General features: G+C 70.3%; 13 protein-coding genes and 3 pseudogenes. 14 read left to right on the plus strand and 2 right to left on the minus strand.

Annotated features, from left to right (window positions below; all coding sequences use genetic code 11):
- Positions 1 to 1,064: glycoside hydrolase family 6 protein (locus HUN59_RS11865; protein ID WP_174778463.1), on the minus strand; the 1,064-nt coding region annotated here is incomplete at its 3' end.
- Between the two features lie 152 nt (positions 1,065 to 1,216).
- Here HUN59_RS11865 and HUN59_RS11870 point away from each other — a divergent pair.
- The 4 genes and pseudogenes from HUN59_RS11870 to pdxS form a co-directional block, all read left to right on the plus strand.
- Complete coding sequence (locus HUN59_RS11870) at positions 1,217 to 1,759, plus strand: adenine phosphoribosyltransferase (protein ID WP_058743030.1); 543 nt, start codon at positions 1,217 to 1,219, stop codon at positions 1,757 to 1,759.
- A gap of 94 nt (positions 1,760 to 1,853) precedes the next feature.
- Positions 1,854 to 3,842 carry a threonine--tRNA ligase gene (gene thrS / locus HUN59_RS11875; RefSeq protein ID WP_174779474.1) on the plus strand — a complete coding sequence of 663 codons (1,989 nt, stop codon included), beginning with the start codon at positions 1,854 to 1,856 and terminating at the stop codon, positions 3,840 to 3,842.
- On the plus strand, positions 3,842 to 4,468 hold the full coding sequence (locus HUN59_RS11880) for an HIT family protein (RefSeq protein WP_083520116.1): 627 nt from the start codon (positions 3,842 to 3,844) through the stop codon (positions 4,466 to 4,468). The genes thrS and HUN59_RS11880 overlap by 1 nt, the downstream gene beginning before the upstream one ends.
- Positions 4,469 to 4,481: 13 nt before the next feature.
- Positions 4,482 to 5,393: pseudogene (gene pdxS / locus HUN59_RS11885) on the plus strand (pyridoxal 5'-phosphate synthase lyase subunit PdxS); the annotation flags it as partial.
- On the opposite strand, the pseudogene HUN59_RS19735 reads toward pdxS, so the two are convergent.
- Positions 5,382 to 5,624 (minus strand): annotated as a pseudogene (locus HUN59_RS19735) (pyridoxal 5'-phosphate synthase glutaminase subunit PdxT); the annotation flags it as partial. The pseudogenes pdxS and HUN59_RS19735 overlap by 12 nt on opposite strands.
- Here HUN59_RS19735 and HUN59_RS11895 point away from each other — a divergent pair.
- The 10 genes and pseudogenes from HUN59_RS11895 to HUN59_RS11940 all read left to right on the plus strand — a co-directional run.
- A pseudogene (locus tag HUN59_RS11895) lies at positions 5,617 to 5,910 on the plus strand (pyridoxal 5'-phosphate synthase glutaminase subunit PdxT); the annotation flags it as partial. The pseudogenes HUN59_RS19735 and HUN59_RS11895 overlap by 8 nt on opposite strands.
- 115 nt (positions 5,911 to 6,025) lie before the next feature.
- The gene (locus HUN59_RS11900; RefSeq protein WP_058743032.1) at positions 6,026 to 6,790 is read left to right on the plus strand and encodes a YebC/PmpR family DNA-binding transcriptional regulator; all 765 of its coding nucleotides are present in this window, start codon (positions 6,026 to 6,028) and stop codon (positions 6,788 to 6,790) included.
- A gap of 4 nt (positions 6,791 to 6,794) precedes the next feature.
- Positions 6,795 to 7,463 (plus strand): crossover junction endodeoxyribonuclease RuvC, encoded by a 669-nt coding sequence (gene ruvC, locus HUN59_RS11905; RefSeq protein WP_083520117.1) that lies wholly within the window; start codon positions 6,795 to 6,797, stop codon positions 7,461 to 7,463.
- Between the two features lie 9 nt (positions 7,464 to 7,472).
- Positions 7,473 to 8,096, plus strand: coding sequence for a Holliday junction branch migration protein RuvA (gene ruvA / locus HUN59_RS11910; RefSeq protein ID WP_174778464.1), 624 nt, complete (start codon positions 7,473 to 7,475; stop codon positions 8,094 to 8,096).
- Positions 8,093 to 9,124 carry a Holliday junction branch migration DNA helicase RuvB gene (gene ruvB, locus HUN59_RS11915; protein WP_058743034.1) on the plus strand — a complete coding sequence of 344 codons (1,032 nt, stop codon included), beginning with the start codon at positions 8,093 to 8,095 and terminating at the stop codon, positions 9,122 to 9,124. Before ruvA ends, ruvB begins: the two co-directional genes overlap by 4 nt.
- Before the next feature lie 127 nt (positions 9,125 to 9,251).
- Positions 9,252 to 9,662, plus strand: a complete 411-nt coding sequence (locus HUN59_RS11920; RefSeq protein WP_058743035.1) for a preprotein translocase subunit YajC — start codon at positions 9,252 to 9,254, stop codon at positions 9,660 to 9,662.
- 91 nt (positions 9,663 to 9,753) lie between these two features.
- Positions 9,754 to 11,508, plus strand: coding sequence for a protein translocase subunit SecD (gene secD / locus HUN59_RS11925; RefSeq protein ID WP_174778465.1), 1,755 nt, complete (start codon positions 9,754 to 9,756; stop codon positions 11,506 to 11,508).
- Positions 11,508 to 12,512, plus strand: a complete 1,005-nt coding sequence (secF, locus tag HUN59_RS11930) for a protein translocase subunit SecF (protein ID WP_174778466.1) — start codon at positions 11,508 to 11,510, stop codon at positions 12,510 to 12,512. Before secD ends, secF begins: the two co-directional genes overlap by 1 nt.
- Positions 12,512 to 12,877 carry a rhodanese-like domain-containing protein gene (locus tag HUN59_RS11935; RefSeq protein ID WP_114851181.1) on the plus strand — a complete coding sequence of 122 codons (366 nt, stop codon included), beginning with the start codon at positions 12,512 to 12,514 and terminating at the stop codon, positions 12,875 to 12,877. Before secF ends, HUN59_RS11935 begins: the two co-directional genes overlap by 1 nt.
- A gap of 57 nt (positions 12,878 to 12,934) precedes the next feature.
- Complete coding sequence (locus HUN59_RS11940; RefSeq protein WP_231050742.1) at positions 12,935 to 15,274, plus strand: RelA/SpoT family protein; 2,340 nt, start codon at positions 12,935 to 12,937, stop codon at positions 15,272 to 15,274.
- The last annotated feature ends 8 nt before the right edge of the window (positions 15,275 to 15,282 follow it).

Raw genomic sequence — 15,282 nt, forward strand, 5'->3', positions numbered from 1 at the left:
GGCGGGATGCCTGGTTCGACGTCGCGTTCGTGGTTCGGAGCGACGGCAGCCGGCGGCCGGCGGCCGCGACCGCGGGGCTCAGCGCCACATGCGCATGACGGCGCTGTGCACGAGCAGGTCCACCTCGCGCTGGCGCCGGGGGTCTTCACCCACAGCAGGGCGTCGAGCCGCGTGGTCCCGGCGGTGACCCGCGGCGACTGCCCGAGTCCGGCGCCCGTCGGGTTGCACCACGTGCCGCGCCACCCGCGGCCGTTCCGTGACACGTCGATCACGTAGCGCGCGCCGCCGACCAGTGCGCTGAGACGGTCGGCGTAGGCGCGCTCCCCGTCGACACCGTAGAAGTTCGCCACGTTCGTGTAGAAACCCCGTGCTCGGTCGATGCCCGCGCGCTGCAGCAGCGCCGCCTGCACGGCCGGCGGGTTCCAGTCCTCGTTCCCGCCGTCCAGGTAGGCGGGGACCCCGGCGTCGGCGAACGCACGGACCGCCGAGGCCACCAGTGCGGGACGGGTCGCGCTCTCGGACACGCACGAGGTCAGGTGGGACAGCGAGTCCGGTTCGACGAGGACGACGGCGCGGTGGCCGCGGAGCATCGTCGCGATCCGCTGGTTCCACACGGGGTACTCCGCTGCGCTGAGTCCGCCGGCCGAGTACCCACCGCAGTCCCGGTTCGGGATCGCGTAGGTCACGAACACCGGGGTCGTCCCGCTCTTCTCGGCCGCGGCGAGGTTGCGGGCCACGACGCGGTCCAGCTGGTCGCCGCGGAGCCAGTCGCCCAGCCAGGTGGCGATGGGCTGCGCGGCGATCGTCCGAGCAGCTGCCGCGTCGGCGGTCCTGCCCTGGGCGGCGAGTGCCGCGGCCGCGGCGGCGGGTTGGTTGTCCGGCTGCACGGTCAGTCCGCCGGCGAACACCGCACTCGCGGGTGCCGTCCTGATGGTGCCCGCCGCGATCGGCGCGCGGGCCGTCCGTGTGGCAGCCGTCGCACTGCTCGGCGCGACCGACAGGCCGACGACCACGATTGCCGCCGTGAAGGCGGCGGTGGCCAGGGTGCTGACGCGGTGGTGCACGGTTCCTCCCGACCAGGAGGGCGCCCCGTGCACCCGGTCGACCGGTCCTCGTCCAATGGGAACCCCTCACGGGCCCGCGCGTCGAGCACCAGAACGAGGGGCAGGGACCGCCCTCGGCGTGGTCCGCCCACGCGGTCGACTACCGTTGTGCGGTGACCGAAACCGCTGCTGCCCTCGTCGAACGTCTCACCGCGATCGTGCCGGACTTCCCGAAGCCCGGCATCCTGTTCCGCGACGTGACCCCGGTGTTCTCCGACCCCGTCGCGTTCGGCCGCGTCTGCGAGGCCCTCGCCGCACCGTTCGCCGTCGGCGCCGGGTTCCAGGCGGTCGCCGGCATCGAGGCCCGCGGGTTCGCCCTCGCCGGCGGGATCGCCGCGCAGCACCAGGTCGGCGTCCTGACCGTTCGCAAGGCGGGGAAGCTCCCCGGCGAGGTCCTCAGCGAGCAGTACGCGCTGGAGTACGGCGAGGCGGAGCTCGAGCTCCGCCCGGGCCAGCTGCCGCAGGGGACCCGGGTGCTCGTCGTCGACGACGTCCTGGCGACCGGTGGCACGGCGGCGGCCACCGTCACGCTGCTCGAGCGTGCCGGCTACGAGGCGATCGGCTTCGCGTCGCTCCTCGAGCTCGACGGCCTGGCCGGGCGCGAGCGCCTCGAGCCGCGCCTGCCGGTCACCACGCTCGGGCGCGTGCCCGCCTGAACCGGCGTGACCGCGCACTAGTCTTGACCCACCCCTGAACCAACCGAGGAGCACCACGATCGTGACCGACGCAGTCGCACCCGAGCCCGCAGACCTGCCCCAGGCACCCGAGCCCCGCACCGCGACGACGGCCACGACGGGCACCGAGCTCTTCGACGGCGAGCGCGGCGTCGTCGCCATCCGCGTCGGCGGTGTCCTGAAGGACCTCGACGCGGCCGTGCAGGACGGCGAGACCGCCGAGGCGGTGACGCTGCAGGAGCAGGACGGCCTCGACATCCTCCGGCACTCGGCCGCGCACGTGCTCGCACAGGCGGTCCAGCAGATCAACCCGGAGGCCAAGCTCGGCATCGGCCCGCCCGTCACCGACGGCTACTACTACGACTTCGACGTCGCCGAGCCGTTCACGCCCGAGGACCTCAAGGCGATCGAGAAGGGCATGGACCGGATCATCCGTCAGGCCCAGCGCTTCCGCCGCGTCGTCGTCACCGACGACGAAGCCCGTGAGCGCATGGCGGGGGAGCCCTACAAGCAGGAGCTCATCGGCCTCAAGGGCGCAGCGGCCGACGGCGACTCCGGTGAGAGTGTCGAGGTCGGCGCCGGCGAGCTCACCGTCTACGAGAACGTCGACCCGAAGTCCGGCAAGGTCGTCTGGCAGGACCTCTGCCGCGGTCCTCACGTGCCGCACACCCGCTGGATCGGCAACGCGTCGAAGCTCATGCGCGTGGCGGCGGCCTACTGGCGCGGCTCCGAGAAGAACCCGCAGCTGCAGCGCGTCTACGGCACGGCGTGGCCGGACAAGGAGCAGCTCAAGGCGTACCAGCTCCGGCTCGAGGAGGCAGCGAAGCGCGACCACCGCAAGCTCGGTGCCGAGCTCGACCTGTTCTCGTTCCCCGACGAGATCGGCTCGGGCCTGGCGATCTTCCACCCGAAGGGCGGCATCATCCGCCGCGAGATGGAGGACTACTCGCGCCGCCGGCACGAACAGGAGGGCTACTCCTTCGTCTACACGCCGCACATCACCAAGGGCGACCTGTTTGAGCAGTCGGGCCACCTCGGTTGGTACAAGGACGGCATGTTCCCGGCCATGCACATGGACCAGGCGACGGACGAGGACGGCAACGTCACGCGGCAGGGGGCGGACTACTACCTCAAGCCGATGAACTGCCCGATGCACATCTTGGCGTACCGCTCGCAGGCCCGCTCCTACCGCGACCTGCCGCTGCGGATGTTCGAGTTCGGCACGGTCTACCGCAACGAGAAGTCCGGCGTCATCCACGGACTCACGCGCGTCCGCGGCATGACCCAGGACGACGCCCACATCTTCACCACGCAGGAGAAGATGAAGGAGGAGCTCACCACGACGCTGCAGTTCGTGCTCTCGCTGCTCCGCGACTACGGCCTCGACGACTTCTACCTCGAGCTCTCCACGAAGGACCCGGAGAAGTACGTCGGCGACGACGAGGTGTGGGAGGTCGCGACGAACACCCTGCGCGAGGTCGCCGAGGAGTCCGGGCTCGAGCTCGTCCCGGACCCGGCGGGCGCGGCGTTCTACGGCCCGAAGATCTCGGTGCAGGCGCGTGACGCCATCGGCCGCACGTGGCAGATGTCGACCGTGCAGCTCGACTTCAACCTGCCGGAGCGCTTCGGCCTCGAGTACACGGCGCCGGACGGCTCGCGTCAGCGCCCGGTGATGATCCACCGCGCCCTGTTCGGCTCGATCGAGCGCTTCTTCGGCGTCCTCACCGAGCACTACGCGGGCGCGTTCCCGGCGTGGCTGTCCCCGGTCCAGGTCGTCGCGATCCCGGTCGCCGCCGAGTACGGCGACTACCTCGACGAGGTCGTCGCGAAGCTCCGCTCGCACGGGGTCCGCGCCGAGGTCGACCACTCGGACGACCGCATGCAGAAGAAGATCCGCACGCACACCAAGGCGAAGGTGCCGTTCCAGCTCATCGCCGGCGGCGACGACCGCGACGCCGGCGCCGTGAGCTTCCGCTTCCGCGACGGCCGCCAGGACAACGGCGTGCCCGTGGACGAGGCGGTCGAACGCATCCTCACCGCGATCCGCGACCGCACGCAGGTCTGATGGTCGCCGAGCAGCCGGGAGGCACGCCGTCGGTCCCCGGGACCGGTCACGTCGACGACGTGGTCGGTCCCGACCCGCTGGTCATCCGGGACGCCGCGACCGGCGCGGCCGTCCCGGACGCCTTCCAGCGGCTCTGGAACCCGCACCGGATGGCGTACATCGATGCCGGTCGAGAGGGGAAGGGCCGCGGGCACGAGGACGACTGCCCGTTCTGTGAGGCGCCCCGGAAGTCCGACGAGGACGCCCTCATCGTCGCCCGCGGCGAGCACGCCTACGTCCTGCTCAACCTGTTCCCGTACAACAACGGCCACCTGCTCGTCTGCCCGTACCGGCACGTCCCGCTCTACGACGAGGCGACGCCGGACGAGACCCGCGAGATGGCGGAGCTGACCCAGACGGCGATGCGCGTGCTGCGTGCCGTGTCGCACTGCGACGGCTTCAACATCGGCATGAACCAGGGCGAGATCGCGGGCGCCGGGGTGGCCGGGCACCTGCACCAGCACGTCGTCCCGCGGTGGGCCTCGGACTCGAACTTCTTCCCGATCATCGCCCGGACGAAGTCGATGTCCCAGCTGCTGGGGGACACCCGCCGACTCGTCGCGGAAGGCTGGCCGACGGCGCACTAGAGTGGAGGGCATCATGAGCGACAGCACCAGCACCTCGGGCACCAACGGCACCTCGATCACCGGCTCCGACCGCGTCAAGCGCGGTCTCGCCGAGATGCTCAAGGGCGGCGTGATCATGGACGTCGTCGACGCCGAGCAGGCCCGCATCGCGGAGGAAGCCGGCGCGACCGCCGTCATGGCCCTCGAGCGCGTCCCCGCCGACATCCGTGCGCAGGGCGGCGTCGCCCGCATGTCCGACCCGTCGATGATCGAGGAGATCATCGCCTCGGTGTCGATCCCCGTCATGGCGAAGGCCCGCATCGGCCACTTCGTCGAGGCACAGGTGCTCCAGGAGCTCGGCGTCGACTACATCGACGAGTCCGAGGTCCTGTCGCCCGCCGACTACGTCAACCACATCGACAAGTGGAACTTCACCACGCCGTTCGTCTGCGGCGCCACCAACCTGGGCGAGGCACTCCGTCGCATCACCGAGGGTGCCGCGATGATCCGCTCCAAGGGCGAGGCCGGCACCGGTGACGTGTCCGAGGCGACGAAGCACATCCGCACCATCTCGAAGGAGATCGCGGCGCTCCGGTACCTCAAGGAGGACGAGCTCTACGTCGCCGCGAAGGAGCTCCAGGCGCCGTTCGACGTCGTGAAGGAGGTCGCGCAGACAGGCAAGCTCCCGGTCGTGCTCTTCACCGCGGGCGGTGTCGCCACCCCGGCCGACGCCGCGATGATGATGCAGCTCGGTGCCGACGGCGTGTTCGTCGGGTCCGGCATCTTCAAGTCCGGCGACCCCGCGAAGCGCGCCGCCGCCATCGTCAAGGCCGTCACCTTCCACGACGACCCCAAGGTCATCGCCGAGGTGTCCCGCGGGCTCGGCGAGGCCATGGTCGGCATCAACGTCGCCGACGTCCCCGCACCGCACCGTCTCGCCGAGCGCCGGCATCGGGATGTCGGTCTCGAAGGAGTCGTTCTGGCTGCCGAACGCGTTGCGGCGCACCGTCGTGTCGAGCACGTCGAGCGTCTGCTGCCCCGGGATCCCCGCGGCGATGCGCGACGAGAGCATGATCATCCCCGCGCAGGTGCCGTACGTCGGGAGCCCGCCGCGGATCGCCGCGGACAGGGGCTCGGCCACGCCGAACGCCCGGGAGAGCTTGTCCATGACGCTCGACGTGCTCGACACGACGGTGCGCCGCAACGCGTTCGGCAGCCAGAACGACTCCTTCGAGACCGACATCCCGATGCCGGCGCTCGGCGAGGCCCCGGTGCACGCGGTGTTCATCCGCGCGCCCGTGGTGGAGCAGCACGGCACCGACGTCCAGGTCCTCGGCGCCCTCGCGGACGGACAGGTCGTCGCCGTGCAGCAGGGCAACGTCCTCGCGAGCGCGTTCCACCCCGAGGTCGCGGGCGAGGACCGCTTCCACCGTCGCTTCCTGGCGATGGTCCGCTCCGCCTGAAGCCTGCCCCGGATGCCGGGCGCGACCGGGCTGGGACGCGACCCGCGGGGCGGCGGCGATCCGATCCTCCCGGCCGGTAGACTGGTCCGGATCTTCAGCGAGACCAAGGAGCACCGTGTCCGGGCATTCCAAGTGGGCAACGACCAAGCACAAGAAGGCGGTCATCGACCAGCGCCGCGCGAAGTCGTTCGCCAAGCTCATCAAGAACATCGAGGTCGCGGCCAAGATGGGCGGGGCCGACCTGTCGGGCAACCCGACCCTGGTCGACGCGGTCCAGAAGGCCAAGAAGACCTCGGTGCCGAACGACAACATCGACCGCGCCATCAAGCGCGGCGCCGGTCTGACCGGTGAGTCGATCGAGTACACGACGATCATGTACGAGGGCTACGGCCCGAACGGCGTCGCGATGCTCGTCGAGTGCCTCACCGACAACAAGAACCGCGCCGCGGCCGAGGTCCGGACGGCGATGTCCCGCAACGGCGGCACCATGGCCGACCCGGGCAGCGTCGCCTACAACTTCTCCCGCAAGGGCGTCATCTCGGTGACGAAGGTCGACGGCCTCGACGAGGACACCGTCATGACGGCCGTGCTCGACGCGGGCGTCGAGGACGTCATCGACCAGGGCGGTGGCTTCGAGGTCATCACCGAGGCGACCGACCTCGTCGCTGCGCGCACCGCGCTGCAGGACGCCGGCATCGACTACGACTCCGCCGACGCCGAGTTCGTCCCCGGGGTCAAGGTCCCGGTCGACGCGGACACCGCGCGCAAGGTCTTCAAGCTGATCGACGCGCTCGAGGACTCGGACGACGTGCAGAACGTCTACGCGAACTTCGACATCCCCGCGGACGTCCAGGCCGAGCTCGACGAGGACGAGGACTAGTCCGATGCTCCGGGTGCTCGGGGTCGACCCCGGGCTCACCCGGTGCGGCGTCGGCGTGGTCGAGGTCGCACCGAACCGGCGTGCCCGGCTCGTGCACGTCACCGTCGTGCGCACACCAGCCGACATGGCGCTCGAACAGCGTCTGCTCCGCATCGCGGACGGCATCGCCGCCGAGATCGACGAGCACCGTCCGGACGCCGTCGCCGTCGAGCGCGTCTTCGCGCAGGCGAACGTCCGGACGGTGATGGGCACGGCCCAGGCCGCCGGACTCGCGCTGCACGCCGCGGCGGCGCGCGGTCTGCCCGTCGGACTGCACACGCCGTCCGAGGTCAAGGCCGCCGTCACCGGCTACGGCAACGCCGACAAGCGGCAGGTGCAGACCATGATCGCCCGGGTGCTCGGACTCGACGAGGCCCCGAAGCCGGCGGACGCCGCGGACGCGCTCGCGCTGGCCGTGTGCCATGCCTGGAGGCTCGGATCACCCGACCGGGTCGGCCCCGGTCCGGCAACGCTCACCCCGGCACAGCGCGCCTGGCGGGACGCGCAGGCCGGCACCGCGGACTCCCCGCTCGCCCGCGCGGCCGCCGCGGCGCGTCCGGGCGGTGGCGCACCGTTCGCTCGCGGCCGGGGCGGTGCCGCGCGGCGGGCCGGCTCCGTCGGTGGGCAGCCCTAGGCTCGGAGCATGATCGCGAGCCTCCGGGGAACCTGCATCGACATCGCCGGATCGGCCGTGGTGGTCGAGGTCGGGGGAGTCGGGTACGCCGTGACCGTCACCCCGGCGCACGCGCTGACGATGCGCCACGGGTCCGAGGTGTTCCTGCGCACGCGGATGATCGTGCGCGAGGACGAGCACCAGCTGTTCGGCTTCGAGTCGGCCGAGGCGCTGCAGGTCTTCGACTTCCTGCGCAGCGTGTCGGGCGTCGGCCCGAAGTCCGCGATGGGGGTGCTCGCACACCTCGACCCTGCCCAGGTCGCGAACGCCGTGGCCGCCGAGGACGACGCCGTCTTCCGCAAGGTCTCCGGCATCGGCCCGAAGACCGCCAAGCTCATCACGGTCGCGCTCTCCGGCAAGCTCCTCGCCTTCGAGCAGGCACCCGCCGGCGCCACGGTCGCGGGTGCCGCCGGGGCACACCCCGCCGCGATCGACGTCGTCTCGGCGCTCGTCGGCCTCGGGTGGCGCGAGGACGCCGCGCAGTCCGCCGTCGACTCGGTCGTCGCCACCGACCCGGGCGCCGCCGCCATGGGCACGCAGTCGCTCCTCCGCGCCGCGCTCGGGACCCTCCGTCCCGCGGGGGCCGGACGGTGAGCGGCATCACCTCCGCGGGCGCCGAGTCGCAGGAAGAGCTCGCGTTCGAGGGCGCGCTCCGGCCGAAGTCCCTGGACGAGTTCGTCGGCCAGCGCAAGGTCCGCGGGCAGCTCGACCTGCTGCTCAAGGCCGCCGCGATGCAGGAACGCACGCCGGACCACATCCTGATGGCCGGGCCGCCCGGCCTCGGCAAGACGACGCTCGCGATGATCGTCGCGCACGAGTCCGGCCGTCCGCTGCGGATGTCGAGCGGGCCGGCGATCCAGCACGCCGGTGACCTCGCGGCGGTGCTCTCGTCGCTCGTCCCGGGCGAGGTCTTGTTCATCGACGAGATCCACCGCATGGCGCGCTCCGCAGAGGAGATGCTCTACCTCGCGATGGAGGACTTCCGCATCGACGTCATGGTCGGCAAGGGTGCGGGCGCGACGAGCATCCCGCTCGACCTCGCGCCGTTCACGCTCGTCGGGGCGACCACCCGCGCGGGCCTCCTCCCGAACCCCCTGCGCGATCGCTTCGGCTTCACGGCACACCTCGAGTTCTACGAGAAGGACGAGCTCGAACAGGTCCTGATCCGCGCCGCGCACCTGCTCGACCTGCGCATCGACCGCTCGGCGCTCCGCGAGATCGCCGGGCGCTCCCGAGGGACCCCGCGCATCGCGAACCGTCTGCTCCGCCGGGTCCGGGACTACGCGCTCGTGCACGGCACCGCCGACGGCATGACGGCCGTCCAGGGGGCGCTCGACCTGTACGACGTCGACGAACTCGGTCTCGACCGCCTCGACCGGGCCGTCGTCGAGACGATGCTGACCCGCTTCGACGGCGGCCCGGTCGGCCTGAACACCCTCGCGGTGTCGGTGGGCGAGGAGTCCGAGACCATCGAGTCCGTCGTCGAGCCGTTCCTCGTCCGGGTGGGCCTCGTCACGCGGACGCCGCGCGGTCGGATCGCCACCCCGCAGGCCTGGCGCCACTTCGGCCTGACGCCGGGTGCCGCCACCGGGATGCAGCCGGACCTGTTCGACGACGAATAGCGGCATGCGGTATTCTGCATCCTGAGTCATGCGCCGGGTGCAGCACCCCGCGCGACCGGACGGGTGCAGACCCGTGCCCTAGACTGCTACGGCCCGAAGCCGAGCAACCAGAGAAGGCAACGCCATCATGGATCAATCCATCTTCCTCATCGTCATCATCGTCGCGTTCGCCGCCTTCATGTTCTACAGCAGCCGGAAGCGCAAGAAGCAGCAGGCCGAGCTGCAGACGAAGATGCAGCCGGGCGCCCGCGTCATGCTCTCCTTCGGCCTCTACGGCACGCTGCTCTCCGTCGACGACGAGAAGGTCACCGCCGACGTCGAGATCGCACCGGGCACCGTCGTGACGGTCCACCGTCAGACGCTCTCCCGCGTGGTCGACGACAACGCCTCCGACGTCGACGAGACCGTGACCACGGACGACGCAGCCGCGGCTCCGGTCCTGGACCTCGGCAAGGACGACCGTCGCGACGAGCCGGAGTTCGGGCAGCGCGTCGAGCCGACCGAGTCCGACGCGGCGAAGCGCAAGACCGAAGACTGACACCCCCGGGCCGCCGGGTCCTCGTGACCCGGTGGCCTCACTCCTGCCGCCGGCGTCGCCGTCGGTCCTGAACAGAAAGACGAGACGACCGGTGGCACGATCGACACCCGTCAAGAAGGCGTTGCGCTCGCTCACCTGGTTGGTGATCATCATGGCCGCACTCGCGGGCCTGAACACCGCCGCATCGGTGCTGGCAGCCAACACCAAGGACGACACCGACAAGTGGTTCGCCGGCGCGAGCTGGGTGCCGGAGCTGGCGCTCGACCTGCAGGGCGGCACGCAGCTGACGCTCGCGGCGCAGAACACGCAGGGCGGCTCGGTGACGTCGCAGCAGCTCAACCAGGCGGTCAACATCATCCGCCAGCGCATCAACGCCACGGGTGTCTCCGAGTCGCAGATCAACACGCAGGGCACGAACAACATCGTCGTGTCCATCCCGGGCAAGCCGGACAAGGCGACCATCGACCGCATCGAGGCCGCCGCCAAGCTCACCTTCCGCCCGGTCCTCTACACCGAGGCCGCGACGAGCACCTCGGTCGGAGGCGACAAGGGCTCTTCGGCGTCGCCGACGCCCTACACCCCGCCCGCGTCGCTCGAGGCCACGCCGACCGCGAAGGCGACGAACGGCAGCGACCTCTCGCAGGTGACGCCCGCGCTGCAGGACCTGTACAAGAACTACAACTGCAAGGCCCCGGACGACGTCACGACGGCACCCGACGACCAGCCCCTCGTCACCTGTGACCAGGACGGCGCCGCGAAGTACATCCTCGGCCCGGTCGAGGTCTCCGGCTCCGGCATCAGCAACGCGACCTCCGGGCTCGCCACCGACTCGCAGGGCGCGACGACCGGCCAGTGGGCCGTCAACCTGACCTTCAAGGGCAAGGCCTCGGACGACTTCCGCGAGGTCACCAGCCGCCTGGTCAAGCTCCAGCCGCCGCAGAACCAGTTCGCCATCGTCCTCGACGGCACGGTCATCACCGCGCCGGCGTCGAACGCGGCGATCACCAACGGCAAGGCGCAGATCACCGGCAACTTCACCGCGGAGACCTCGAAGACCCTCGCGGACCAGCTGAAGTACGGCGCGCTGCCGATCAACTTCCAGGTGCAGTCGAACGAGAACATCTCCGCGACGCTCGGCACCGCGCAGCTCGTCGGCGGTCTCGTCGCCGGTCTGATCGGTCTGATCCTCGTCGTGATCTACTCGATCATCCAGTACCGCGCGCTGGCGTTCGTCACGGTCCTGTCGCTCGGCGTCGCCGCGGTGATCACCTACCTGGTCATCGCGATCATGTCGTGGCGCGTCGACTACCGGCTCTCGCTCGCGGGCGTCGCGGGCCTCATCGTGGCCATCGGCATCACGGCGGACTCGTTCATCGTCTACTTCGAGCGCATCCGTGACGAGCTCCGGGACGGCCGCGGGCTCGAGAGCGCGGTGGAGTCCGGTTGGAAGCGGGCGCTCCGTACGATCCTGGCGTCCGACTCGATCAACTTCCTCGCCGCCGTGGTGCTCTACATCCTCGCGGTCAGCGACGTGAAGGGCTTCGCGTTCACGCTGCTCCTCACCACGCTCATCGACGTCGTCGTGGTCGTGCTCTTCACGCACCCGATGATGCAGCTCATCGCCCGCAGCCGGTTCTTCGGCGAGGGCCACCGGTTCAGCGGACTCGACCCGTCCGCCCTCGGCGCGGTCTACCGCGGTCGCGCGCAGTTCCGCGCTCCCGTGGTCGACGGCAAGCGCCAGCGCAGCGCGGGCGAGGCCCAGCGCCGCCAGACGATCGCGGAGCGGAAGGCCCAGCAGGCCTCCGGCGCGCAGCACGGCACGACGCCGGACGGGAAGGACGACTGATGGCCAGCTTCAGCCAGTTCGGCAGCGACCTCTACACGGGCAAGCGCTCGTACGACATCGTCGGCCGACGCAAGACGTGGTACCTCGTCGCGATCATCGCGATCGTGGTGTCCCTCGCCGTGCCGTGGCTCCGCGGCGGGTACCAGCTCGGCATCGAGTTCACCGGCGGCTCCGAGTTCACGATCTCGAACGCGGGTTCGACCGACCAGTCGATCGCGACCCGGACCGTCGAGTCGATCGTGCCCGAGGGCATCCCGCGGGTCTCGCAGGTCGGCCGGGACGGCATCCGCGTCCAGACCGAGCAGCTGACCGACCGCGAGACCACCCAGGTGCAGGACGCCCTCGCGAAGGCGTACGACGTCTCCGACGACCAGGTCGCGTCAACGTACATCGGTGCGACGTGGGGTGCCGACGTGCTCGCCCAGGCGATCCGCGGACTCGTGATCTTCCTCGTGCTCGCCGCCGTCGTCATGGCGCTGTACTTCCGCACGTGGAAGATGTCCGTGTCCGCCATGGTGGCGCTGCTGCACGACCTGCTCATCACGGCGGGCGTGTACGGCATCGTCGGGCTCGAGGTCACGCCCGCCGCGGTCATCGGCTTCCTGACGATCCTCGGGTACTCGCTGTACGACACCGTGGTGGTGTTCGACAAGGTGCGTGAGAACACGAGCCAGGAGTCGCACCGGACCTTCGTCCAGTCGGTGAACCTCGCGGTGAACCAGACCCTCGTCCGGTCGATCAACACCTCGGTCGTGGCCCTGCTGCCCGTCGCGGCGATCCTGTTCATCGGCTCCTACGTGCTCGGCGCTGGCACGCTGCGGGACATCTCGCTCGCGCTGTTCATCGGCATCATCGTGGGCACGTACTCGACGATCTTCATCGCGTCGCCGATGTACGCCCACCTGCGCGAGAACGAGCCGAAGATCAAGCAGGCCGACGCCAAGAAGCGCCAGGCGGCCGAGAAGCGGCAGCGCGAGGTCGACGCCACCGCCGAGGCCGTCTGATGGCGGTCGAGGTGCACGACGTCGACGTCGCCGAGGCCCGTCGACGGATCGACGCCGGTGCGCGGCTGTTCGACGTCCGCGAGCAGGGGGAGTGGGACGAGGTCCACGCTCCCGAGGCGACGCTGGTGCCCATGTCGGAGCTCGTCGCCCGCTGGCAGGAGATCGACGGGGGCGATCAGCCCGCGATCGTCGTCTGCCATTCCGGCGGCCGGTCCGCCCGGGTCGTCGCCGCGCTCGAGCAGTCCGGCGTCCCCGCGGTGAACCTCGTCGGCGGGATGACCGCGTGGGAGCAGGCCGGCGAGCCGGTCGTCCGCGCGGGTGCCACCGCCGAGGACGCCCAGGGCGAACCGCGTCACGAGCACTGACCGGACGCGCGTAGTCTTGCTGGACCGTACCCGGACACCGGTCGTTGGAGGCGCATCATGACGGACACCCGTGAGTCCACGCCCCAGGGTGCGACCGAGCCCGGTGCGAGCCGGCCCGGCTCGGCGCCGCGGCCGACGAGTCCGCTCGGTCCGAACACGACCGGGAACATCGGGTCGCTCCGGTCCCTGCTGCCGCGGCTCTTCTCGCGGGCGCAGCCGGCCGGCGCCGTCGACACGCTGATCCGGACGGTGCGGTCGCACCACCCGAAGGCCGACGTGACGCTCATCGAGCGGGCGTACTCGGTCGCGGAGCGTGCGCACGACGGGCAGAAGCGCAAGTCGGGCGAGCCGTACATCACGCACCCGGTGGCGGTCGCGCAGATCCTCGCCGACCTGGGGATCGGCACGATCACGATCGCCGCAGCGCTGCTGCACGACACCGTCGAGGACACGGACTACCAGCTCGACGAGCTCCGCGCCGACTTCGGCGACGAGATCGCGATGCTCGTCGACGGCGTCACGAAGCTCGACAAGGTCAAGTACGGCGACAGCGCCCAGGCCGAGACCGTCCGCAAGATGGTGATCGCGATGTCGAAGGACATCCGGGTGCTCGTCATCAAGCTCGCGGACCGTCTGCACAACGCCCGCACGTGGGGCTTCGTCGAGTCCGCCTCCGCAACGCGCAAGGCGAAGGAGACGCTCGAGATCTACGCGCCCCTGGCGCACCGACTCGGCATCCAGATGATCAAGCTGGAGCTCGAGGACCTGTCGTTCGCGGTCCTGCACCCGAAGCTCTACGTCGAGATCGACAGCCTGGTCAAGGAGCGCCAGCCGAAGCGCGAGCAGTTCGTGCAGAACGTGATCGGCACGCTCAAGAAGGACCTGAAGGCGTCGAAGATCCGCGGCGACGTGATGGGCCGGCCGAAGCAGTACTACTCGATCTACCAGAAGATGATCGTCCGCGGGCGCGAGTTCGACGAGATCTACGACCTGGTCGGCATCCGCGTGCTCGTCCCCACCGTGCGCGACTGCTACGCGATGCTCGGTTCGGTGCACGCCCGCTGGACCCCGCTGCCCGGGCGCTTCAAGGACTACATCGCCACCCCGAAGTTCAACCTGTACCAGTCGCTCCACACCACGGTGCTCGGACCCCAGGGCCGTGCGGTCGAGATCCAGATCCGCACGCACGAGATGCACCAACGCGCCGAGTTCGGTGTCGCGGCGCACTGGAAGTACAAGCAGCGTGCCCAGGGCCGTGACGTCGACACGAGCACCACCGACGACCAGGACATGGCCTGGCTCGCCCACATCACCGACTGGCAGGCGGAGACGAGCGACCCGGGAGAGTTCCTCGACTCGCTCCGGTACGAGATCGGCGCGAAGGAGACGTACGTCTTCACGCCGCAGGGCAAGGTCATCGGGCTGCCCGCCGGCGCGACCCCGGTCGACTTCGCCTACGCGGTGCACACCGAGATCGGGCACCGCACCATGGGTGCCAAGGTCAACGGCCGCCTGGTGCCGCTCGAGAGCCAGCTGTCCAGCGGCGACGTCGTCGAGATCTTCACGTCGAAGAACCCCGACTCGGGCCCGAGCCAGGACTGGCTGACGTTCGTCCGCAGTCCGCGCGCGCGGAACAAGATCAAGCAGTGGTTCACCAAGGAGCGCCGCGAAGAGGCGATCGAGCAGGGCCGCGACGCCATCGCTCGGGCGATGCGCAAGCAGAACCTGCCGCTCCAGCGCATCATGAGCCAGGACTCCATCTCCGAGGTGGCCTCGGCGATGCGCTACGAGGACGTCTCGGCGCTCTACGCGGCGATCGGCGAGGGACACGTCTCCACGCAGTCGGTCATCGAGAAGATCCTCGCGGGCGTCCAGACCGAGGCCGAGACCGACGAGCCCGAGCTCGCGTTCCCGCGGCAGGTCACGAGCCGGCAGCTCCGCAACAGCGACAGCGGGGTGCTCGTGCGCGGTGCGCCCGACATCCTCGTCAAGCTCGCCAAGTGCTGCACCCCGGTGCCGGGAGACCAGATCGTCGGCTTCATCACCCGCGGCCAGGGCGTCTCGGTGCACCAGGCCTCGTGCACGAACGTGAAGTCGCTCATGAACGAGCCCGACCGCATGATCGAGGTCGAGTGGGCACCGTCGTCCAAGTCGGTGTTCCTCGTGCAGATCCAGATCGAGGCGCTCGACCGCTCCGGTCTGCTCAGCGACGTCACGCGGGTCCTGACCGACCATCACGTCAACATCCTGTCCGCCACCGTCTCGACCTCGTCGGACCGCCTCGCGCTGAGCCGCTTCGTGTTCGAGATGGGCGACACGACCCACCTGGACCGGGTGCTCAACGCGGTGCGGCGCATCGACGCGGTCTACGACGTCTACCGCGTCAGCGCCGGCTGACGTGACAG

The sequence above is a fragment of the Curtobacterium sp. Csp2 genome (genome assembly GCF_013347165.1).